This window comes from Advenella sp. (genome assembly GCF_052108595.1).
Classification (GTDB): Bacteria; Pseudomonadota; Gammaproteobacteria; order Burkholderiales; family Burkholderiaceae_B; genus Advenella.
The window spans coordinates 1-19800 of record NZ_JBQEAU010000001.1; the positions used below are offsets into that span (position 1 = coordinate 1).

The 19800-nt window shown below is 57.2% G+C and carries 17 protein-coding genes; 7 read left to right on the top strand and 10 right to left on the bottom strand.

Features of this window, described 5'->3' with window-relative positions; translation table 11 throughout:
• The coding region (locus ACTIKR_RS00005; RefSeq protein ID WP_442326930.1) for a toprim domain-containing protein at positions 1-611 on the bottom strand (611 nt) is incomplete at its 3' end.
• 160 nt (positions 612-771) lie between these two features.
• Here ACTIKR_RS00005 and ACTIKR_RS00010 point away from each other — a divergent pair.
• Positions 772-3534, top strand: a complete 2763-nt coding sequence (locus ACTIKR_RS00010) for a GDYXXLXY domain-containing protein (protein WP_193088239.1) — start codon at positions 772-774, stop codon at positions 3532-3534.
• Between the two features lie 234 nt (positions 3535-3768).
• On the opposite strand, the gene gluQRS is transcribed toward ACTIKR_RS00010, so the two are convergent.
• Together gluQRS and ACTIKR_RS00020 are read right to left on the bottom strand one after the other, a co-directional pair.
• Complete coding sequence (gene gluQRS, locus ACTIKR_RS00015) at positions 3769-4731, bottom strand: tRNA glutamyl-Q(34) synthetase GluQRS (protein ID WP_193088240.1); 963 nt, start codon at positions 4729-4731, stop codon at positions 3769-3771.
• An 88-nt stretch (positions 4732-4819) separates the two neighbouring features.
• A complete protein-coding gene (locus ACTIKR_RS00020; RefSeq protein WP_100694625.1) occupies positions 4820-5278 on the bottom strand; it encodes a DUF494 domain-containing protein in 459 nt (152 codons plus the stop codon).
• A gap of 109 nt (positions 5279-5387) precedes the next feature.
• Here ACTIKR_RS00020 and ACTIKR_RS00025 point away from each other — a divergent pair, with 109 nt between their 5' ends.
• From ACTIKR_RS00025 to ACTIKR_RS00035, 3 genes are all read left to right on the top strand, one after another.
• Complete coding sequence (locus ACTIKR_RS00025) at positions 5388-5834, top strand: hypothetical protein (protein ID WP_193088241.1); 447 nt, start codon at positions 5388-5390, stop codon at positions 5832-5834.
• 220 nt (positions 5835-6054) lie between these two features.
• The gene (locus ACTIKR_RS00030) at positions 6055-7245 is read left to right on the top strand and encodes an acetylornithine transaminase (protein ID WP_193088242.1); all 1191 of its coding nucleotides are present in this window, start codon (positions 6055-6057) and stop codon (positions 7243-7245) included.
• Positions 7246-7330: 85 nt separating this feature from the next.
• Complete coding sequence (locus ACTIKR_RS00035) at positions 7331-7663, top strand: hypothetical protein (protein ID WP_193088243.1); 333 nt, start codon at positions 7331-7333, stop codon at positions 7661-7663.
• A 396-nt stretch (positions 7664-8059) separates the two neighbouring features.
• Here ACTIKR_RS00035 and ACTIKR_RS00040 read toward each other — a convergent pair whose 3' ends face one another.
• The 7 genes from ACTIKR_RS00040 to ACTIKR_RS00070 all read right to left on the bottom strand — a co-directional run bounded on the left by ACTIKR_RS00040 (position 8060) and on the right by ACTIKR_RS00070 (position 16938).
• The gene (locus ACTIKR_RS00040) at positions 8060-10093 is read right to left on the bottom strand and encodes an acetyl/propionyl/methylcrotonyl-CoA carboxylase subunit alpha (protein ID WP_442326931.1); all 2034 of its coding nucleotides are present in this window, start codon (positions 10091-10093) and stop codon (positions 8060-8062) included.
• 14 nt (positions 10094-10107) lie between these two features.
• Complete coding sequence (locus tag ACTIKR_RS00045) at positions 10108-11715, bottom strand: carboxyl transferase domain-containing protein (protein WP_193088245.1); 1608 nt, start codon at positions 11713-11715, stop codon at positions 10108-10110.
• A 118-nt stretch (positions 11716-11833) separates the two neighbouring features.
• Positions 11834-13015, bottom strand: coding sequence for an acetyl-CoA C-acyltransferase (locus ACTIKR_RS00050; RefSeq protein WP_193088246.1), 1182 nt, complete (start codon positions 13013-13015; stop codon positions 11834-11836).
• Positions 13012-14874, bottom strand: a complete 1863-nt coding sequence (aceK, locus tag ACTIKR_RS00055; RefSeq protein ID WP_193088287.1) for a bifunctional isocitrate dehydrogenase kinase/phosphatase — start codon at positions 14872-14874, stop codon at positions 13012-13014. The genes ACTIKR_RS00050 and aceK overlap by 4 nt, the downstream gene beginning before the upstream one ends.
• A gap of 57 nt (positions 14875-14931) precedes the next feature.
• Positions 14932-16110 carry an isovaleryl-CoA dehydrogenase gene (locus tag ACTIKR_RS00060; protein WP_193088247.1) on the bottom strand — a complete coding sequence of 393 codons (1179 nt, stop codon included), beginning with the start codon at positions 16108-16110 and terminating at the stop codon, positions 14932-14934.
• 176 nt (positions 16111-16286) lie between these two features.
• Positions 16287-16502, bottom strand: a complete 216-nt coding sequence (locus ACTIKR_RS00065) for a hypothetical protein (protein ID WP_193088248.1) — start codon at positions 16500-16502, stop codon at positions 16287-16289.
• 37 nt (positions 16503-16539) lie between these two features.
• A complete protein-coding gene (locus tag ACTIKR_RS00070; protein WP_193088249.1) occupies positions 16540-16938 on the bottom strand; it encodes a MerR family transcriptional regulator in 399 nt (132 codons plus the stop codon).
• A gap of 101 nt (positions 16939-17039) precedes the next feature.
• On the opposite strand from ACTIKR_RS00070, the gene ACTIKR_RS00075 reads away from it, so the two are divergent.
• The 3 genes from ACTIKR_RS00075 to ACTIKR_RS00085 all read left to right on the top strand — a co-directional run bounded on the left by ACTIKR_RS00075 (position 17040) and on the right by ACTIKR_RS00085 (position 19776).
• A complete protein-coding gene (locus ACTIKR_RS00075; RefSeq protein WP_193088250.1) occupies positions 17040-18107 on the top strand; it encodes an MBL fold metallo-hydrolase in 1068 nt (355 codons plus the stop codon).
• Positions 18108-18477: 370 nt separating this feature from the next.
• Positions 18478-19101, top strand: coding sequence for a flavin reductase family protein (locus ACTIKR_RS00080; RefSeq protein ID WP_193088251.1), 624 nt, complete (start codon positions 18478-18480; stop codon positions 19099-19101).
• 48 nt (positions 19102-19149) lie between these two features.
• A complete protein-coding gene (locus tag ACTIKR_RS00085; RefSeq protein WP_193088288.1) occupies positions 19150-19776 on the top strand; it encodes a glutathione S-transferase family protein in 627 nt (208 codons plus the stop codon).
• Positions 19777-19800 lie beyond the last annotated feature (24 nt).

Below are 19800 nucleotides of genomic sequence, written 5' to 3' on the forward strand. Positions count from 1 at the left end.
ACAATGGCCAGGGTCGGGGTCTGGACCCGGCCGATAGGCGGCTGGAAAAAGCCCCCGTCCTTGCTGTTGAAGGCAGTCATGGCCCGCGTGCCGGTGATGCCGAGCCGCCAGTCGGCTTCCGCGCGCGAGCGAGCCGCCGCTTCCAGCGGCTTCATCACGCTGTCGTCGCGCAGATTGTCGAAGGCCTCAATAATGGCGTTGCGAGTCATGGACTGCAGCCAGAGCCGCTTGATGGGCTTATTGACGCCCGCATACTGGATAATGTAGCGGAAGATCAACTCTCCCTCTCGTCCGGCGTCACATGCATTGATAATGGCAGTAACATCCTTGCGTTTGAGCAGGCGCACCAGCATTTTGAGGCGGTCGGTGGCTTTTTTGTCCGACGGTTTGAGGTCAAACGCTTTGGCCGGGATGGCCGGCAGATGATTGAAGGACCATTTGCCGCGGACAACATCGTCGGGATTGGTCAGGGTGAGCAAATGCCCTACGCTGGACGACAGGACATACTGGTCGTTCTCAAAGTAGTCGCCTTCACGATGCATGCCGCCCAAGGCACGGGAAATATCGAGTGCAACTGAAGGTTTCTCAGCGATAATCAGGGTTTTCGTCATGGTTTTCCGAAGTTATGAACCGCAAGCGGATGTGTTATTTTTCACCGAGTGTACTACACGGTTATTTTCCACACAGCTATAATCGCTTGCCGTGCTGTTTCTGGTGGCCGGCACTTTCCCGTCAGCCCAAACGCGGATAATACGAGAGGTAATTCAATTGATGCAAGCTCCGACGGCTCATTCTGCACAATCCGGGCATGATCAAATCGTCCGGTGGCGTCTCTTTTTCAATATAGGATTGCGGGTACTGGGTATTGGGCTGCTGGCCAGCGGCATTGTGACCTGGATCGCGGCAAACTGGGACGGCCTTGGCAAATTTGAGCGTATTGCGGGTGTCCAGCTGTTACTGGTTGCCGTTGTAGCCGTTGCCTTGGTGCAGGCCTGGCGGGGACAGCCCAGGTCCGGCCATACCCCAGGCGTTCCGGACCTGGCTCGCTCAGGCCGCCAGGGCGTACCGGTTTTTGCAGGCGCGTTGTTTCTCGCTTGTGTCGTTACCGGTGGCCTATTGGCGCTTCTGGGGCAAACCTATCAGACCGGCGCCGATCCCTGGACGCTCTTTGGCTGGTGGGCTCTGCTGGCGATTCCCTGGCTGCTGGTCGCGCGCAGCTGGTTTGTCATCGTTCTGTGGCTGGTCGTGCTAAATACCGCCATCATATTGCTGCTGGGTACGCAGGTGCTGATCAGCCCGCAGCGTTATACACCCATGGGCTATGCATGGGTGGTGGCCGCAATCAATGCCGGCCTGCTGGCGGGCGCCGAGCGTTTGCGCAGCCACTACAGCGATCCCTATCGGATGGTTCCCCGGCTGCTGGTGCTTATCATACTGATTGCCTTGTTTTGTACGCTGGCCGCGTCTGTGGAATCACTGTTTGATGATGGACCCAATCAGGCCATGCTGCTGCAGGCTGTGCTGGTTGGGGTGGTTGTCTCAGGCGGGTTCTATCTTTATCACCGTGTCAGGCCCGATTTTTTCATTCTTTCGCAACTGGCCGTCTTTACGGTCCTGTATGCGGGTACCTACGTGCTCATCGCAAGCTGGCTGTTCGCCGAGTCGATCGAGCTGAGCGTGGCGCTGGCCTTTGTGGTGGCACTTGGGGGGATGCTCGGTTGCGTGTCCTGGCTCAGGAAAGTGTATCAATCGCAGGCTGACGCGCCCGGCCAGCCAGCCCCTTCGGATAGTTCGGCAGCCTTACCTGCTGCGGTCACAGATACAGCCACAAACACAGCAAAGGCTGAATCTGCAGTCACCCCGGCGCAAAGTTCGCCGTTGTTGTTCCTTTTTTCATTCGGTTTTATATTTTTGCTGGGCCTGGCCCTTATTGTGGTCCTGGAGATACCGCTGGCAGGGGCTGCAGGTGCGGCGCTGGTCGCCGGGCTGTTGGCATACTTCGCCGCGGGCGGAAAAGGGCGTGTCAGCGGTGTAACGCTGATGCTGGTCGGTTTGCTGTTGCTGGCATTCGAGGTTTTCAACGGAACCTATATAGACTACGCGGACCGCGCTTTGCCGGTATTGGGTCTGATTGCCGGCCTGCTGCTTCTGTACCATATGCATCAAATACCGTGGTTTCAGTTCCTGTGCGCAGTCGCAGCGCTGGTGCTCTTTGCCATTCTTTGGCCGCAGTACAGTCCTGGTCTGGCATTCGATCATGCAGATACCGGCCTATCGGGCTATCGTCATGACGCAGACTGGCAGTCGTTTGTGAGCGAACTGGCGCCTGTTTATATTGTGCTGGCCACCGTGATTCTGATAGGGTTGCCACAGGCCTGGCTGCGTCGCTACAAAATGCTTGCTTGGGCGCTGCTGTGCGTCCCGCTTGGCGCTTATGTTATTGATATGTCGGGGTTGCCCTACAGCGGCAATCACAGTGCGCACGATGGGCAGAACATGCTGGCCATGGTGCTGAGTAAATGGCGTCTGCCCACACGGTTCCCGATGGTTTATCTGTGTAATTTGGTGTTTGCCCTGCTGCCTGTGGGGGTCGCGTGGCTGTCTGCCAGGCGGTCACGCGTTTGCGCGGTGGATCAGGCCGTTGTGCTGCTGGTCCTGTTGGCACTGGGCGTACTGTGGGGCGACCTGCCCGGTGTGCAGTTGGGGCTGTTGTTGTGCCTGCTGGGCTACGAGCTGCGTTACCGCAGCATGCTGGTTGTCGGCGTGGTCAGTATCATCGCCTTTCTGGCTCGGTTTTATTTTCAATTGCATTTTCTTCTGCTCGATAAAGCATACTTTCTGATCGCTCAGGGCGCCGTTCTGCTGGTGCTTGCACTGCTGTGGTACCGGCTGCGTCCTGTTGCGGTCATTGGCGGGCGACCCGCCGATCATCATGGCGCATCGGATCCGATCTCCGATACGCCCGCCGGGCGCGACGGGTCGCGCTTGCCCACGCATGACACCCTGTCTGCTCCTGAGACCAGATCGGGCCGCGGGTGGCCAAGGGTGCCGGTGCTTGTGAGTATCGTGGCCGGGCTGGTTGCCGTGCTGGCAGTGGCCAATGTGGACATCCTGCAAAAAGAGGCCATCATTCGCGACGGGACGCGTTTTGTTGTTGCATTGCGGCCGGTGGATCCGCGCTCTTTGATGCAGGGCGACTATATGACGTTAAATTTTGCGTCACAGCGGGGCGACGATGGGAATCTGTTTTCCGACTATTCACACCGATATGTCGAACTGAAACCCGATGCGCAGGGTGTCTACCACTTTACGCGAACGCTACCTCAAATGGCACCGCCTGCGCAGCCCGGTAATGTGGTGGTGCGTTATCGCCGGCAGCTGGATGAGCGGGTGCTGTTTGTGACCGATGCCTATTTTTTCCCGGAAGGGCAGGGCGAACACTATGCGCGTGCCCGCTATGGGGAGTTTCGTGTCAATCAGGACGGCGTGGCATTGTTAACCGGGTTGCTGGATGAAAAGCAGAATCGGCTTTAGGGCTTGAGCATCACTCGATAAGCACTTGAGACCGGCACGGCGGGGCTCGGTGGCCGTTATGCAGGGGCTCACTTGTGGGGGCGTGCGTTGTGCCGCACATTTTGCAGTGTGCGTTCGGGCGTTGGCGGTCACTGTACAAAGGCAAAAAATAACGGCTAAAAATCATAACCGCCCAAAACAGCGGTTACACATAACGGTCAAAATAGCGGCGGGAAATAACGGTTAAAACGGGCGTCAGCGTATGGTAAAACGTTGGCGCCATGCCGCCACTGCTGCGTCCCAGAAGTCGTTCACCGTGTTTACGGGCAGCACATCAAACCCCAGCGCTGCCCAGGCCCGCTGCAGGCTTTTAATCGGGTTGTGTACATCAATGGCCTGTGCGTGATTCTGTTTCGAGAGCTTTCTGCCATCTGCGTCCAGCACCAGAGGAACATGCATCATCCGCGGTGGCATAAAACCCAGCATGCGAGCCAGTTGATGCTGCCTGGCTGTAGAAGAAAGTAGGTCCTGGCCTCGCACAATGTCCGTCACCTGCTGATCGTAATCGTCCACAACCACAACGAGCTGATAGGCGAACAGGCCATCGGCGCGTTTGACGATCATATCGCCGACGGCCTGGGCAACGTTTTGGGTTCGTGCGCCCACCCATCGATCGGTAAAGGCGTATGCTTCATCGGGCATTCTCACGCGCCATGCACGGGGTGAGCGGCCAGCAGCAATACCGGCCCGACAGGTGCCGGCGTAGGGGCGCTCACCGTCCTCTCCCAACAGCCCTGCCCGCAGGGCGTTGCTGGCGATTTCCTGGCGTGTACAGGCGCATCCGTAAATCAGGCCTTGTCTGCCAAGTTGCTCGTATATGTCAGCATATCGTGACAGCCGCTGCGACTGCCAGATAATGTCGCCGTCCCAGCGCATGCCCAGTTGTTGCAATTGCGACAGGATAATTTGGTCGGCACCCGGCGCCACGCGCGGCGTGTCGATGTCCTCGATGCGTAACAGCCAGCGGCCGTGATGGGCGCGAGCGTCCAGAAAGCTGGCCATGGCCGCGACAAGCGACCCGTCGTGAAGGGGACCGCTGGGGCTGGGCGCAAAACGCCCCGTATAGGGGGCGCAGGTGGTGTAAGACGAGTTGGACAAAATCAGCGGGGGCAAGTAGATAGAGTAGACACGAGCAGCCACTGGCCTGGCTGCAAACATGCTTATGTTCGCATAGGTTATGGCGGCGTGCTTGCCTCATGGTCGCTTCATGCGACACATGGCGCAACCACGCCGCCGAACCTTCGGATCAGTGAAACAGTTTTTCTTCGTCGTCGGTAACCAGTTCTTCCAGGATCAGATGATCAATTTCCGCTTCCTGGCTCCACAACACCATCAGCGTGATGATTTTGATGTGCTGCAAGGACAGGGGAGCCTCCGGCGCTGCCATGGCCCGATCAATGATGATTTCACGCAGTGGTGGTGCCACTGCCCCGCTATACTCCAGAAAACTCAGGAACCCGAGGGCCGCAACGCCCAGGTGTTGTTGTTCGCCTGGTGTATAAAAACGTGTGCTGGAGTCTGACATGCTGGTCAGTTCCACGCATTTTTCTGTGGATTCGGCCAGACCGAAAAGCCAGCCGATCGCATCGTCAATGTCATCGTGCTCAAAGCCTGCAGCCATGAGCCTTTTGGTCAGGACGTCTGCGGAAGGGCAGGATTCTGGAGTGTAATAGTTCTCGAAGAGATAAACCAGGACATCATACATAATGCGTTTTCCCCAAAAGGTTTATTCAATGATAGCCCTTCAGTCAAATGACACCATCCTGCCTTCAAAATTCTTTAATTAAGCTGAAAGCGTATATAAATGGTGCTATATGACAGGCTACACCCGTCAGCCGTTACGCAGGCTTAATGATTATACTGTACGGGTTTTTGCGTGGGCAGGCAACGGTTTATTGGATCTCGTCATAAAAAAACATCACAGTGGCTTCCAGGCTCATGATTCCAAAAGACTTTCCGATGACAGAACCGTTGTCTGGCCGCCGCGCCTTCTGTTTCAGTCGATTGCACTGTACATAGCTGGCCGGCCCAGTAGCGCAAAAAATGAGCAAAAAAAAAGCGCAGATGACGCCGTTGATTTGACCATGCTGGCGCGACAGGTTAGCGCAGGAAAACAAGCTAAGCTGAGGAGGCGGCAAATGGCGCTGCGCAAAGAACACCCAAGCGCCAGGCCAGGTGCGCGAACAGGGAGTGAGCGGCGCGAGTTAAATCCGGGCGTCAGAGCAAAGAACCGGGAGTCAGAGCAAAGCGTTAAAGTGTAAAGCGACGTGTGCAACTGGGAGTTAAATCCGGGATAAAAATCGAGCGTTAAAGCTTGGTGCGTGAAAGCGGTAGGTGCAAAGATTGCCTTTTGGCAGATCGATGGGTCGCGGCAACCGGCCTGCGTAAGCGTGTATTTTTCATGCAGACCGGACAGCCGGGGGGAATTTGAATACAATGAAAACTTACTTCGTCCCCCATTTGCATTTATAAGGAAATGCCATGTCATTCAGTTCTGCCGATGCTCAGTCGCTAATGGAGATTACCGCCCGTCCACCTTTGTATTTCGTCAGTGGCGAGGGTTCCTGGTTGACGGACGACACAGGCAAGCGATATCTGGATTGCATTCAGGGCTGGGCGGTAAATTGCCTGGGGCATTGTCCGCCGCAATTGGTCAAGGCGCTTGCCGACCAGGCCGGAAAACTGATCAACCCATCTCCTGCGTTTTTCAATGAGCCGTCCGTGGCGCTGGCCAAGCGGCTGATTGATGCGTCGTGCTTCGATCGGGTGTTTTTCACCAACAGTGGCGCCGAGGCCAACGAGGGCGTGATCAAGCTGGCGCGCAAATGGGGCCAGAAAAACAAGAAGGGCGCCTACAAGATTATCACTTTCGACCATAGTTTTCACGGCCGCACATTGGCTACCATGTCCGCCTCGGGCAAGGCTGGGTGGGACACGAAATTTGCGCCCCAGGTCGATGGCTTTCCCAAGGCTGAACTCAATAACCTGGAGTCGGTCAAGGCGCTGATTGACGACGATACCGTTGCTATCATGCTGGAACCGGTGCAGGGCGAAGGCGGCGTTATTCCTGCAGAGATGGCGTTCATGAAAGCGCTGCGCGAACTGACCCGCGAGAACAATATGCTGCTGATCGTGGACGAAGTGCAGACAGGCATGGGCCGCTGCGGCGAACTGTTTGCCTATCAGGCTTATGGCATTGAGCCCGACATCATGTCGCTGGGCAAAGGGATCGGCGGCGGCATTCCCCTGGCCGCCATGCTGGCCCGCGAAGAAGTGTCGTGCTTTGAGCATGGCGATCAGGGTGGAACCTACAATGGCAACCCATTGATCACCGCCGGTGGTATTGCTGTTTTCGATACCTTGGCTGCCCCCGGTTTTATGCAAAGTGTTCAGGCCCGTTCCGAACAGTTGTCGCAAGGACTGCTGGCGCTGTCGGAAAAATGGGGCATGAAAGGCGAGCGTGGCATGGGCATGTTGCGTGCGTTGATCCTGGACAAGGACGACGGACCGGCGATTGTGGACGCAGCGCGTGAGCGCGGTCCGGAAGGCATGCTGCTGAACGCGCCGCGGCCGAATCTGCTGCGCTTCATGACCGCATTGAATATGACTGAAGATGAACTCAAGTTGATGCTGGCATGGCTGGACGAAGCGATTGCCCAGGTCAGAACTTGATCGATCCCTGTCTGCCGACAGGGCAATGAGGTAACCGGATGGTCGAATCCGTCCGGTTTCTCCCAACGGATGACAAGGAGCAGACATGCAGAACGAGATGGAACTCAAAGAGCTGGTAATCGAGCTATCGGATAATCTGAATCAATGCATGGCGCAGCAGGCGGCCCTGCAGCATGCGGTGTATGCATTGCTGGCCAATGTGAGCGACAAAAAGGCCGTGCGCAATTCGCTCAATATCTGCGCCGAAAGTTTTCTGGAAGCCCAGGAGTCTTTGGGTTTGCCGGATGATATGATTGAAACTTATCAGGACGAGATCGCTGAATTGCTCGATACGCTGTCAGACGATATCGAACAGCAGCGTGATGCTGAGTGGGCCAACGAAGGTGGCAATATACATCTGGACGAAGGCAAGCAGTAAGACCACGCTTTTGAACAATGGAAAATACGGGCAGCGGCTGGCGCTTCACGTGCCAGTCTCATGCGCCGGGCAAGTGACGGCAAACGGTTGCTCGCAACGTTCTTTTGATTTGACGGCCTGATTTGGCCGCGCATTCAGCGTAGGCAATCTGGAACGGCATGTAAATAGCGTGGACCAATCTGGAAAATAGGCGGAAATTTCTTCTCGCATACCGCCTTTCTGTTATTTCTAAAGCGCAGTCCGGGACATGGTGGGATGTGTATTTGCAGAGAATTCCGAGACAGTGTCTCGGAATTTTGATTTCTTCAAATTAGCTCAGATCGTCATCTTGCCCGGGTTCTTATCCGGGGCCGTTTACGTTCGACTTCTTTTTTTTGTGAAAGAGAATGCGAAAGGTCAGGTGTCGGCCTCTTCAATCCTGATCAATTCCGCTCCATCCGTTACCTGATCGCCAACAGCAAAGAACACTTCCTCGACAATGCCCGATGTGGGTGCGGTAATGGCGTGTTCCATTTTCATGGCCTCCATGACCATCAGGGCGTCGCCTTTTTTTACGGTGTCGCCGGCCTTGACCGACAGAGAGATGATCTTGCCTGGCATGGGGGCGGTCAGGTTGCCACCATGGTCGGCGCTCTCGTCGGCGGCATGGCGCAACATGTCCGGCAGGCCAAAAATACGGGTGCCACCGGTTTGTCCGGTGCCAAACAACCAGGCCTGTTCTCCCTCGCGCACGACGGTACCGCGATAATTGCGGCCATCCAGGTTGACCTGGGTGTGCCAGCTGGCGCCATCGGCTTGGGCTGACCATGACAGGGGATAGTTACGGTCCTGGTGCACCAGTTGCCACTGTCCGTCAACGCGCTGCATGTGCAGCGTGTGCGCGATATCGCCATCGAGCAGTTGCAGGGTCTGTCTATAGGAACCCGACAGGCGCCAGCCGTCGGTGCTGTCCCATGGGTCGATACTGTGATCGCCCTGGTTGCTGTTATGGCCGGTTTGTCCCTGGGCGCTGATCCAGGTGGCCGCCACGCAGGCCAGCGCCGGCAATGTGGCTTCGGTATGTTCGGGCAGCAATTGCTCGCGGTTTTTTTCGATCAATCCCGTATCCAGGTCGGCGGAGGCAAACGCCGTGTTTTCCATGAGCCGGCCAAGAAACGCCAGATTGGTGCGCACGCCAACAACATGCGTTTGCGCCAGTGCCGTATGCATGCGCGCAATGGCCTGTTCGCGGTTTTCACCCCAGACAATCAGCTTGGCGATCATGGGGTCGTAATAGGGCGAGATGGTATCGCCCTGGCCCACCCCGCCATCGACACGAACCGTGCCGTTGCGGAAGGTGACATGTTCAGGCAGGCGCAGGTGGCTTAGCGTGCCGATGGACGGCAGAAAGCCGTTGTCTGGATTTTCTGCGTAGATCCGTGCTTCAATGGCATGGCCTTGCATGGTCAGTTCGTCTTGCGTCAATGGCAGGGGCTGCCCGGCGGCAACGCGCAATTGCCATTCGACCAGGTCCAGCCCGGTAATCATCTCGGTGACCGGGTGCTCCACCTGCAGACGGGTATTCATTTCCATGAAGTAAAAGCGTCCGTCGGGTTCAGCGATGAACTCGACCGTGCCGGCACCCACATAGCCCACGGCCTTGGCGGCAGCGACTGCCGCCTCGCCCATTTGCTTGCGGCGTTCGGCGGTCATGCCCGGCGCCGGGGCCTCTTCGATGACTTTTTGGTGGCGGCGCTGTACCGAGCAGTCACGCTCGAACAAGTACACGGCATTGCCCTGGCTGTCGGCAAAGACCTGGATCTCGATATGGCGCGGTTTGGTCAGATAGCGTTCGATCAAAACCATGTCGTCGCCAAAGCTGCTGATCGCTTCACGCTTGCATGAAGCCAGTGCGGCGATAAACTCCTCTGAGCTATTGACCACGCGCATGCCTTTGCCGCCGCCGCCGGCACTGGCCTTGATCAATACCGGATAGCCGATGCGGTCGGCTTCCTGATGCAAAAGGGTGGGGTCCTGGTCTTTGCCGTGATAGCCAGGCACCAGCGGGACGCCTGCCCGTTCCATCAGAGATTTGGCGGCAGACTTGCTGCCCATGGCGGCAATGGCAGAGGCCGGTGGTCCGATAAAGGTGACGCCTGCCTGCCCGCAGGCCAGGGCAAAGGCTTCGTTTTCGGACAGAAAACCGTAACCGGGGTGAATTGCCTGGGCGCCCGTCGCCCGGGCAGCGTTCAGGATCACATCGCCCAGCAGATAGCTGGCGCGAGGTTCGGCGGCGCCAATATGAACCGATTCATCGCAGGCATGCACGTGCGCTGCGTTGGCATCGGCATCGGAGTAGACCGCGACAGTGCGAATGCCCATGCGGCGGGCAGTGGAGGCCACGCGGCAGGCGATTTCGCCGCGATTGGCAATCAGGATGGTATGGAACATGGTCTAGTCTCCGGTCAGATGCGGAACACGCCGAAACGGGTGTCTTCTATCGGGGCGTTCAGGGCTGCGGACAGGCTCAGCGCCAGCACCCGGCGGGTGTCGGCAGGCTGGATGATGCCGTCATCCCACAGGCGTGCAGTGGCATAGTAAGGGTGACCTTCGCGTTCGTACTGATCGCGAATCGGGGCCTTGAATAGTTCTTCTTCGTCGGCAGACCAACTGCCGCCCTTGGCCTCGATGCCATCGCGGCGGATCGTAGACAGCACGCTGGCCGCCTGCTCGCCGCCCATGACCGAGATACGGGCATTGGGCCACATGAAGAGCATGCGCGGATTGAAGGCGCGGCCGCACATGCCGTAGTTGCCGGCACCGAAAGAGCCGCCAATGAGGACGGTGATCTTGGGGACTGACGCGGTGGACACGGCGGTGACCATTTTGGCGCCGTGACGGGCAATGCCTTCGTTTTCGTATTTGCGACCCACCATAAAACCAGTAATGTTCTGCAAAAAGATAAGCGGGATCTTGCGCTGGCAGCACAGTTCAATAAAGTGTGCGCCTTTTTGCGCCGCTTCGGAAAACAGAATGCCGTTATTGGCAATGATGCCGACCGGCATGCCATGCAGATGGGCAAAGCCGGTAATCAGCGTGGTGCCAAAGCGCGCCTTGAACTCATCGAATTCGGATCCGTCGACAATGCGCGCAATCACTTCGCGAACGTCGTAAGGCTTGCGGGTATCGGCCGGAATGATGCCGTTCAGTTCCGCAGGATCGTACAGGGGCTCACGCACCGCTTGCAGTTTAAGGGGTATGTTCTTTTTGATATTTAAGCGCGCCACCGTGTCGCGTGCCAGCTGCAGGGCATGCAGGTCGCTGTTGGCCAGATGATCCACCACGCCCGACAGGCGCGTGTGCACATCGCCGCCGCCCAGGTCTTCGGCAGTGACGACCTCGCCCGTTGCCGCTTTTACCAGTGGCGGGCCGCCCAGAAAGATGGTGCCCTGGTTTTTGACGATGATGGATTCATCGCTCATGGCAGGCACATAGGCGCCGCCGGCCGTGCATGAGCCCATGACAACGGCAATTTGTGCAATGCCCATGGAGGACATGACCGCCTGATTGTAAAAAATGCGTCCGAAATGATCGCGATCCGGGAACACCATGTCCTGGCGCGGCAGGTTGGCGCCACCCGAATCCACCAGATAAATGCAGGGCAGGCGATTTTGCTGGGCGATTTCCTGGGCCCGCAGATGCTTCTTGACCGTCATGGGGTAGTACGTGCCGCCCTTGACCGTGGCATCGTTGCATACGATAACGCACTCGATGCCATTGACCCGGCCGATGCCGGTAATGACGCCGGCGCCGGGCGCGTCGCCCTCATACATCCCGTGCGCTGCCATGGGCGAGAGTTCGAGAAAGGGCGAACCGGGATCCAGCAGTCGTTCAACACGGTCGCGTGGCAGCAGTTTGCCGCGTGCCACGTGTTTGGCGCGGGCGGTTTCGCCGCCACCCTGCGCGGTTTTTTCCAGGTGCTGCTTCAGATCATCAATCTGTTGCTGCATTGCTTGGGCGTTTTCCAGAAAGCCTGCGGAACGGGCATTTATTTTTGAGGTGATAACGGGCATAAAACATTTCCATGCAAGTGGCCGGCAGCTGCGTGCCGACCGGCGCGAGCAACAGGGTGGATGGTTGGGTGTGAGCCGTGCCGGGCAGATTGCTGCCCGACACGGATAAACCACAAGGTCAGATCATTTCGACGGCCAGCGCCACAGCTTCTCCGCCACCGATGCACAAAGAAGCCACGCCGCGTTTTCCTTTGGTCTTGCGCAGCGCGCCAAGCAATGTGGTCAGAATGCGTGCGCCGGATGCACCGATAGGATGGCCCAGCGCAGTGGCGCCGCCATGGATATTGACTTTGGCGTGATCCAGTTCCAGCTCTTTCATGGCGGCCATGGTTACTACGGCGAACGCTTCGTTGATTTCGTATAGGTCAACGTCGTCTTTGCTCCATGAAAGCTTGTCCAGCAGTTTTTTGATGGCGCTGACCGGCGCAGTGGTAAACCACTCGGGTTCATGAGAGTGCTGGGAATGGCCCACAATACGCGCGATAGGCGTTGCCCCCAGTTTTTTTGCGGTGGACTCACGCATGATGACCAGTGCTGCCGCGCCATCGGAAATGGATGACGAGTTTGCCGCCGTGACCGAGCCGTCTTTTTTGAAAGCAGGCTTGAGGGCGGGAATTTTCTCGGGCTTGGCCTTGCCGGGCGATTCATCGGTACTGACAATGGTGTCGCCGCCCCGGCCACTGACGGTCACGGGGGCAATTTCCCATTCGAAGCTGCCATCGGCAATGGCGGCATTGGCGCGCTTGAGTGACTCGATGGAAAACGCGTCCTGGTCCTGGCGACTAAAGGTGTATTTATCAGCGCATTTTTCAGCAAAAACGCCCATGGCGGTACCGCGCTCATAGGCGTCTTCCAGTCCGTCCAGCGCCATATGATCATAGACGGTAGAGTGACCATAGCGATAGCCCTGGCGGCCTTTGAGCAACAGATACGGGGCGTTGCTCATGCTTTCCTGGCCGCCGGCAACCACGACCTCGGCACTGCCGGCCAGCAGCAGGTCATGCGCAAGCATGGCCGCTTTCAGGCCCGAGCCGCAGACTTTATGGATGGTGGTGCATGCCACGCTTTTAGGCAACCCGCCGCCCAGTGCTGCCTGGCGTGCCGGTGCCTGGCCCTGTCCTGCCTGCAGGACGTTGCCCATGATCACTTCCTGGACGTCGTCGGCCTTGATGCCCGCCCGCTCTACGGCGGCGCGGATGGCGGTGGCGCCCAGTTCATGTGCAGCCAGCCCGGAAAGGCTGCCCGTCATGGCACCCATGGGCGTGCGGGCAGCAGAAACGATTACGATAGGATCATTCATGTCGATTCCTTTAATGAATTATGTTGCCGCGGCACGTCTGCACGATGCAGACAGCGCTCGGCGGGGTAGGGAAAGATATCTTCGATTTTACCGGACGCCACCCGGTTCTGCCGGTTCTGCCACCATTGGTAGTCCAGCAGTTGGGCATGGTGTTTCAGGAATGCCCGCCGCACGCGGGGGTCGCCCAGCAGGAATCGTTCGAATTCCTCGGGAAACACGTCATTGGCGTGAACGGCGTACCAGGGCTCGTCGGACATTTCGGCTTCTTCGTTGGGGGCCGGTGGAATCCTTCGGAAAACCATCTCGGTGATCGGCTGTATTTCGTCATAGTCATAAAACACGACGCGGCCCAGACGGGTGACACCGAAATTCTTGTACAGCATATCGCCTGCAAAAATATTGGCCGCAGCCAATTCAGCGATGGCATCCCCGTAGCCTTTGACGGCGTCTTCAAGTGCAGCATCGCTGGCCCGGTTCAGATACAGGTTCAGCGGCGTCATGCGGCGTTCGATATAGACATGTCGAAAGATGATGGCACTGTCGGTCTCTTCGATCAGACTGGGCACTTCGGTGCGCAGCTCTTTGAGCAAGGCATCGGAAAACCGATGTAGCGGCAGGGCAACTTGTGAATACTCCCAGGTATCTGCCATGCGTCCGACCCGATCATGCAGTTTGACCATCTGGTATTTCTGGCGAACGGTCTTGTGCACCATCCCGTCCTTGCGGATCTTGTCGCGGATGAGCTTGAACACATAGGGATAGGAGCCCAGTGTAAATACGGTCATCACCATTCCTTCGATACCCGGGGCAATGTCGAAAGTATCGGTCGAATGCGTGAGGTGATGCAGGAAGTCGCGGTAGAACAGGGTCTTGCCCTGTTTCTGCAGCCCGATAGCCGTATACAGTTCTGCCTTGGGTTTGGCTGGCATCAGCGTGTGCAGGAACGAGACGTACGAGGAGGGCGTTTCCATGTCTACCAGAAAATAGGCACGGGTAAAACTGAACAGCGTGCTGATATCGGCGCGGGTATGCAGCAGTGCATGCAACCTCACTTCGTGGGCCGGCGTATGCAGCAGTGGAATGGAAAACGGATAGAGCTGTCCGTTGTTGATGAAGCGACCTATGATATAGGCGCCCTTGTTACGGAAAAACAGACTGCGCAGCACATGAATCTGACAGTCGGGCGCAATGCGCGAACCGCCAGTTTTGATGATCTCCCTACGCAGCACGCTGACGGCGCGACGGGCAAGCAGGCGGGCATCTGCGGGCAGGTCATGGTAAGGCAGGGCCAGCCCGAAGTCGGCCACCATGTCGATAACCGTGGATACAATGCCGTGCGTGTGAGGGTAGTAAACGCGATAGGAACTGCCCTGGGCATCAATGTAATCGGTGGCAACGGCGGGGCGCACGAACAGGAAGTCGTTATGAAAATAGTCGCGGTGCATGATCCGGCTGCATACCGAATTGAAGAAGGTTTCTGCACACTCGGGCTGGCTATGCTCCAGCAGCAGTTGCGTATAGGCTTGCTTGATATCCTGCCAGTACTGGCTTTGTTCTTCGGTAAAGGCGCCGCTGACCGTCGGATCCTGCATGGCCATGCGGGTCCTGTCCAGCAACTGGGTGATCTGTCGTGTGCATTCGCGCACCCGCGTGTCGTAGTAGTCTATCCGCTCGCGGTTGACCCGCTGCATGCCATGCCAGTCGTGTGACTCAAACAGCGCTTTGGCCCGTTGCGCGACAAAGCGAAACAGCGAATAGTGCCGGTTGAAGCCGGCCAGGATTTCGGCGGCCAGGGCAGAAGGTTCCGGCACGGGCGGATCGACTTGTCGGACTTGCTGATGATCTGCGGTGAGCGGCATAGTCATGTGTCTTTTGTCTTGCAGCTAGCGGCCCGGTTCGCCGACCGGGCCAAATGACTAGCGTGTTTCGTTGAACAGCTCACGTCCGATGAGCATGCGGCGGATTTCGCTGGTGCCGGCGCCGATTTCGTACAGCTTGGCATCGCGCCACAGACGTCCCGTGGGGTACTCGTTGATGTAACCGTTGCCGCCCAGGATCTGGATGCCTTCGCCGGCCATCCAGGTGGCTTTTTCTGCGCAATACAGGATAACGGCGGCGCAATCTTTGCGCACTTCGCGCACATGGCCGTCGCCCAGGCGATCCAGGTGTTTGCCGACGGTGTAGCAAAAGGCCCGGCTTGCCTGCAGCGTAGTGTACAAATCGGCCATTTTCCCCTGAATCAGCTGGAACTGGCCGATAGCCTGGCCAAACTGCTGGCGCTCATGCACATAGGGCACGGTGATATCCATCACGGCCTGCATGATGCCCAGCGGCCCGCCGGCCAGCACGGCGCGCTCGTAATCGAGCCCGCTCATGAGTACCTTTACGCCGCCGTTGAGCTGGCCCAGTATATTTTCTTCGGGGACTTCACAGTTTTCAAACACCAGTTCGCCGGTATGGCTGCCGCGCATGCCCAGTTTGTCCAGTTTCTGGGCGACGGAAAACCCCTTGAAGCCTTTTTCGATGATAAAGGCGGTGATGCCTTTGGCATTGGCCTGTGGGTCGGTTTTGGCGTACACCACCAGGGTATCTGCATCCGGGCCGTTGGTAATCCACATTTTGGTGCCATTGAGCACATAGCGGTCGCCTTTTTTCTCGGCGCGCAGTTTCATGCTGACCACATCGGAACCGGCACCCGGTTCGCTCATGGCCAGTGCGCCGATATGCTCGCCGCTGATGAGTTTGGGCAGGTATTTTTGCTTTTGCGCTTCGGTGCCGTTGCGATGCAACTGGTTGACGCACAGGTTGGAGTGAGCGCCGTAGGACAGGGCCACCGAGGCGCTGGCACGCGAAAACTCTTCCATGACGATCATATGAGCCAGATAGCCAAGGTTGGCGCCGCCATATTCTTCACTGACCGTCATGCCAAGCACGCCCAGATCACCGAATTTTTTCCACAGGTCCATGGGGAATTGGTCGTCGCGATCCAGCTGGGCAGCACGTGGGGCGATTTCTGCCTTGGCAAAATCGGCTACGGCATCGCGCAACATATCCAGATCCTGGCCCAGATCAAAATTCAAACCGGGAAGCGTCATGAAAAGTCTCCGTCGTTGTGGTGTGTGAGTGGACCCACAGAATAAGGCCGCACTGACAGATATAAGTTTACGTGAACCGGATCACGGCTTGATGACCGAAGTGGGTAAACAAGGGTAATCGCCAGTGTGGAAATTGCCCACTGATCATGGGTATCGCACCAGTCCGGAATAAGCGCTTAATATATCATTACGTTTACGTAAACGTCAATAAGAGACCGATCAGTATAAACCCGTAAGCCGGCGGTGTATTTCTGGTGTATTTCAATAGGCAGGATGGGCGACGCGCGCAGCGTATCTACACGTTCCTGCCAGGTACGGGTGGTAATGATTTTTCCGTCAAACTCAAGCGAGGCATCCTGACTGTGGTTGCCGTAGCCTATCCGGGCTCCCATAGCAGTGGCGCCTGCCTGCGCCGGAGGGCTTATGCGCTCACTTTGACGCAGCGGCAGCGTCCACTTCGCTCAGCAGTTTCAGGCAGTTTTTTTCCTGTTCGTCGATTTCCGCCAGGGTCTGGTCCAGGTCCTGCTTTTGCTGCATCAATTGCAGTTTGTGGCGGGTGAGGATGGTCAGGTAGCTTTGCAATTGCGGCTGCGTACTGCCAGGGCCCTCGTACATGCCGATAAGCGAGCAGATTTCGGACAATTGCAGTCCCAGTCGTTTGCCACGCAACGCCAGCTTCAGGCGCGTCCGGTCCCGATGGGTATAGATACGCTTTTGTCCGTCCCGGATGGGATTGACAATGCGGTGATCTTCGTAGAAACGAAGCGTTCGCGGCGTGATATTGAATTCTTCCGCGAGTTCGGAAATAGACCAGGTGCGTGGGTTCATGGAGGCAAAGCAGCCGGAAAAGGGATTCGGACTTGCATGTTTACGTTAACGTAAACTATGATCTATGAATTAAAACCAAATGTCAATGAGGAGCGGTACGCATGAACGAACTTGAAGCAAGACTGGATTATCCCTTCGGCGATGAGTTGCCACAACCGGGGCAGGCCAGAGAAATTGCCCCCGGCGTCAAATGGATTCGCATGCCCCTGCCGTTTGCATTGGATCATATCAACTTATGGTTGCTCAGGGATGAGGTCGATGGCCGCCAGGGCTGGACGGTAGTGGATACCGGCATTGCCAAGCCCGAAGTCAAGGCGTTGTGGGAAACCATTTTTGAAAACGCGCTGGAAGGCCTGCCGGTCCTGCGCCTGGTTGTCACCCATATGCACCCCGATCATACCGGTCTGGCTGCATGGATCTGTGAACGCTGGAACGCACCGCTGCATATGAGCATGACTGACTTTTACGTGGCATCGCTCTGGTCGTCACGCCCGGCAGGCGGCGCGGGCACCGGAGGCGATGTGGCGGTTGCGCATTTTGCGCGCCATGGTCTGACCGATGCGAATGCGCAGGAGCAGATCCGCCAGCGCGCCGGCTACTATCCTTCGCTGGTTGAAGGCATGCCGCGGCGTTTCGTGCGAATGCTGGGCGGAGAGCGCCTGCACATCGGTGGCCGCGTGTGGGAGTTCATTGCGGGCTACGGTCATGCGCCGGAACACATCAGCCTGTACTGTCCGGAACTCAAGGTGCTGATTTCCGGCGACATGGTGCTGCCGCGCATCTCGACCAACGTCAGTGTCTTCGATCATGAACCCGACTCGGATCCTTTGAAGCTGTATCTGCAATCGCTGGACAGCTACGAACCGCTGGCCGAAGATACCCTGGTGCTGCCTTCGCATGGCCGACCGTTCAAGGGCCTGCATGAGCGGCTTCGCCAGCAGCACGCCCACCATGCCGAACGGCTGGCCGAAGTACTGCAATGGTGTCGTGAGAAACCGATGTCGGCGTCGGACGTGGTGCCGCTGATGTTCAAGCGCAAGCTGGATCTGCATCAAATGACATTTGCCATGGGTGAGGCGTTGGCCCATCTGCATACGCTTTATCACGAGGGTAAACTGACACGCACTGAGGACGACAACGGTGTGCTGAGGTTCTCTGCAACAGCCTAGTTCAAAGGCCCGGCTGCTGTCGGCTTGACACGAGGTCGCTCGTTTCGTATCAGATGGATAAATTCGGCGCGCGTGTCCGGGCACCTTCCAGGCCATGACACGGGCCGGCGTGTCGCGCGTTCTGGATACGTTGCACGAGCCGGTCGGTAGCGCATTGTCAACACGTTTTCTGCTTTAAGTCTTTCCTGCCGCCTTGACGCTTGTTCAGGCGCGGGATTGATGTTATATTTTAAAGGTCATAAGTATGGCTTTTTCGCCTTTTGTTTTTTCGCCATTAACATTCATCATGACACATTCACACTTGCGGCATTCACCAATGTGACCCTGGCGTCGGGCAAAACCATGACTTTGGCACACACGGAGACAAATAATGTATTTCGATATGCAGGCACTGGAAGGAAAAAATACCTACAAACTGATGGGGAGCGTCGTGCTGCCGCGCCCCATCGCCTGGGTGGTCACCCAGGCTGAGGACGGCGCCTACAATGCTGCGCCGTTTTCTTTTTTTAACGTGCTGTCCGGTGATCCGCCTGTCGTGGCGCTTGGCATTGGTCATCATGGTGACGAAAAGAAAGACAGCCTGCGCAATATTGAACGCACTGGCGAGTTTGTTATCAATCTGGTGCCGGCCTCGCTGATGGACGCCATGAACATCACCGCCACCGAGTATCCCTTTCACATTGATGAGCTGCGGGAAGCTGGACTGGCTACGCTGCCTTCGGAAAAGATCAAGCCAGGCCGGATTGCCGGCAGCCCTGTGGCGCTGGAATGCCGGTTGTGGAAGGAAATTGATGTCGATAGCAAACGCATCATTTTGCTTGCCCGGGTCGAAGGCCTGCACGTGGATGATGCCGCCGTGATTGACGCAGACAAATGCTATATCGACGGCAATAAGCTGGACCTGGTCGGACGCATGCATGGCGCCGGCTGGTATTCGCATACCAGGGATGCCTTCCAGCTGGCCCGTATCCCCTATAAAAAAGCCGTGTCCTGACCAACCGCAGGACGCCTGAAAATTGCAACTTAACTATCAAGAGACATGATGAAACTGCATTGGTCACCCCGCTCGCCGTTCGTGCGCAAAGTAATGATCGTTCTTCACGAAACCGGCCAGGCTGACGCCGTTGAGCTGGTTCGCACGCCGGTTGCCATGGCCGAGCCGAATCTGACATTGCTTCCCGACAATCCGCTGATCAAGCTGCCCACGCTGGTGCTTGACGATGGTTATAGCCTGTTTGATTCGCGCGTCATTTGTGAGTATCTGGCCTGGCGTGCCGCTGAACGGGGCCTGGCGTTGTTTCCTGCAGACCCGCAACAGCGCGTGCGCGTGTTAAGGCAGCAGGCGCTGGGCGATGGCTTCATGGATGCCCTGCTGTTGTTTCGCCAGGAACGCAATAAGACCGAAGAAAAACAGACGCCTGCCTGGTTAAGCGCGTTTGCGCTTAAAACCGAAGCGACGCTTAATTTTCTGCAGGACAACGTGGACGATATTGAGCAAGGGCAGTTTGATATGGGGGCCATCACGATTGGCTGCGCGCTTTCCTATCTTGACTACCGGTTTGCCGATCTGAACTGGCGCCAGCGTGCGCCCGATCTGGCGCGCTGGCATGCCGACGTATTCGTGCGCCGCTCTTCCGTTGTCGCCACCGAACCGGCAGAAACTCCCTGACTGCCAGGGTGCCTGCCCTCTGTT

Excerpts from the sequence above, each read along its gene's own strand:
- ACTIKR_RS00025 (WP_193088241.1), top strand. The coding sequence starts at position 5,388 with ATGACAGGCTACACCCGTCAGCCGTTACGCAGGCTTAATGATTATACT.
- ACTIKR_RS00020 (WP_100694625.1), bottom strand. The coding sequence starts at position 5,278 with ATGTATGATGTCCTGGTTTATCTCTTCGAGAACTATTACACTCCAGAA.
- ACTIKR_RS00045 (WP_193088245.1), bottom strand. The coding sequence starts at position 11,715 with ATGCCCGTTATCACCTCAAAAATAAATGCCCGTTCCGCAGGCTTTCTG.
- ACTIKR_RS00065 (WP_193088248.1), bottom strand. The coding sequence starts at position 16,502 with ATGGGAGCCCGGATAGGCTACGGCAACCACAGTCAGGATGCCTCGCTT.
- ACTIKR_RS00030 (WP_193088242.1), top strand. The coding sequence starts at position 6,055 with ATGTCATTCAGTTCTGCCGATGCTCAGTCGCTAATGGAGATTACCGCC.
- ACTIKR_RS00085 (WP_193088288.1), top strand. The coding sequence starts at position 19,150 with ATGAAACTGCATTGGTCACCCCGCTCGCCGTTCGTGCGCAAAGTAATG.
- ACTIKR_RS00075 (WP_193088250.1), top strand. The coding sequence starts at position 17,040 with ATGAACGAACTTGAAGCAAGACTGGATTATCCCTTCGGCGATGAGTTG.
- ACTIKR_RS00040 (WP_442326931.1), bottom strand. The coding sequence starts at position 10,093 with ATGTTCCATACCATCCTGATTGCCAATCGCGGCGAAATCGCCTGCCGC.
- gluQRS (WP_193088240.1), bottom strand. The coding sequence starts at position 4,731 with ATGTTTGCAGCCAGGCCAGTGGCTGCTCGTGTCTACTCTATCTACTTG.
- ACTIKR_RS00035 (WP_193088243.1), top strand. The coding sequence starts at position 7,331 with ATGCAGAACGAGATGGAACTCAAAGAGCTGGTAATCGAGCTATCGGAT.
- ACTIKR_RS00080 (WP_193088251.1), top strand. The coding sequence starts at position 18,478 with ATGTATTTCGATATGCAGGCACTGGAAGGAAAAAATACCTACAAACTG.
- ACTIKR_RS00060 (WP_193088247.1), bottom strand. The coding sequence starts at position 16,110 with ATGACGCTTCCCGGTTTGAATTTTGATCTGGGCCAGGATCTGGATATG.
- ACTIKR_RS00050 (WP_193088246.1), bottom strand. The coding sequence starts at position 13,015 with ATGAATGATCCTATCGTAATCGTTTCTGCTGCCCGCACGCCCATGGGT.
- ACTIKR_RS00070 (WP_193088249.1), bottom strand. The coding sequence starts at position 16,938 with ATGAACCCACGCACCTGGTCTATTTCCGAACTCGCGGAAGAATTCAAT.
- ACTIKR_RS00010 (WP_193088239.1), top strand. The coding sequence starts at position 772 with ATGCAAGCTCCGACGGCTCATTCTGCACAATCCGGGCATGATCAAATC.
- aceK (WP_193088287.1), bottom strand. The coding sequence starts at position 14,874 with ATGCCGCTCACCGCAGATCATCAGCAAGTCCGACAAGTCGATCCGCCC.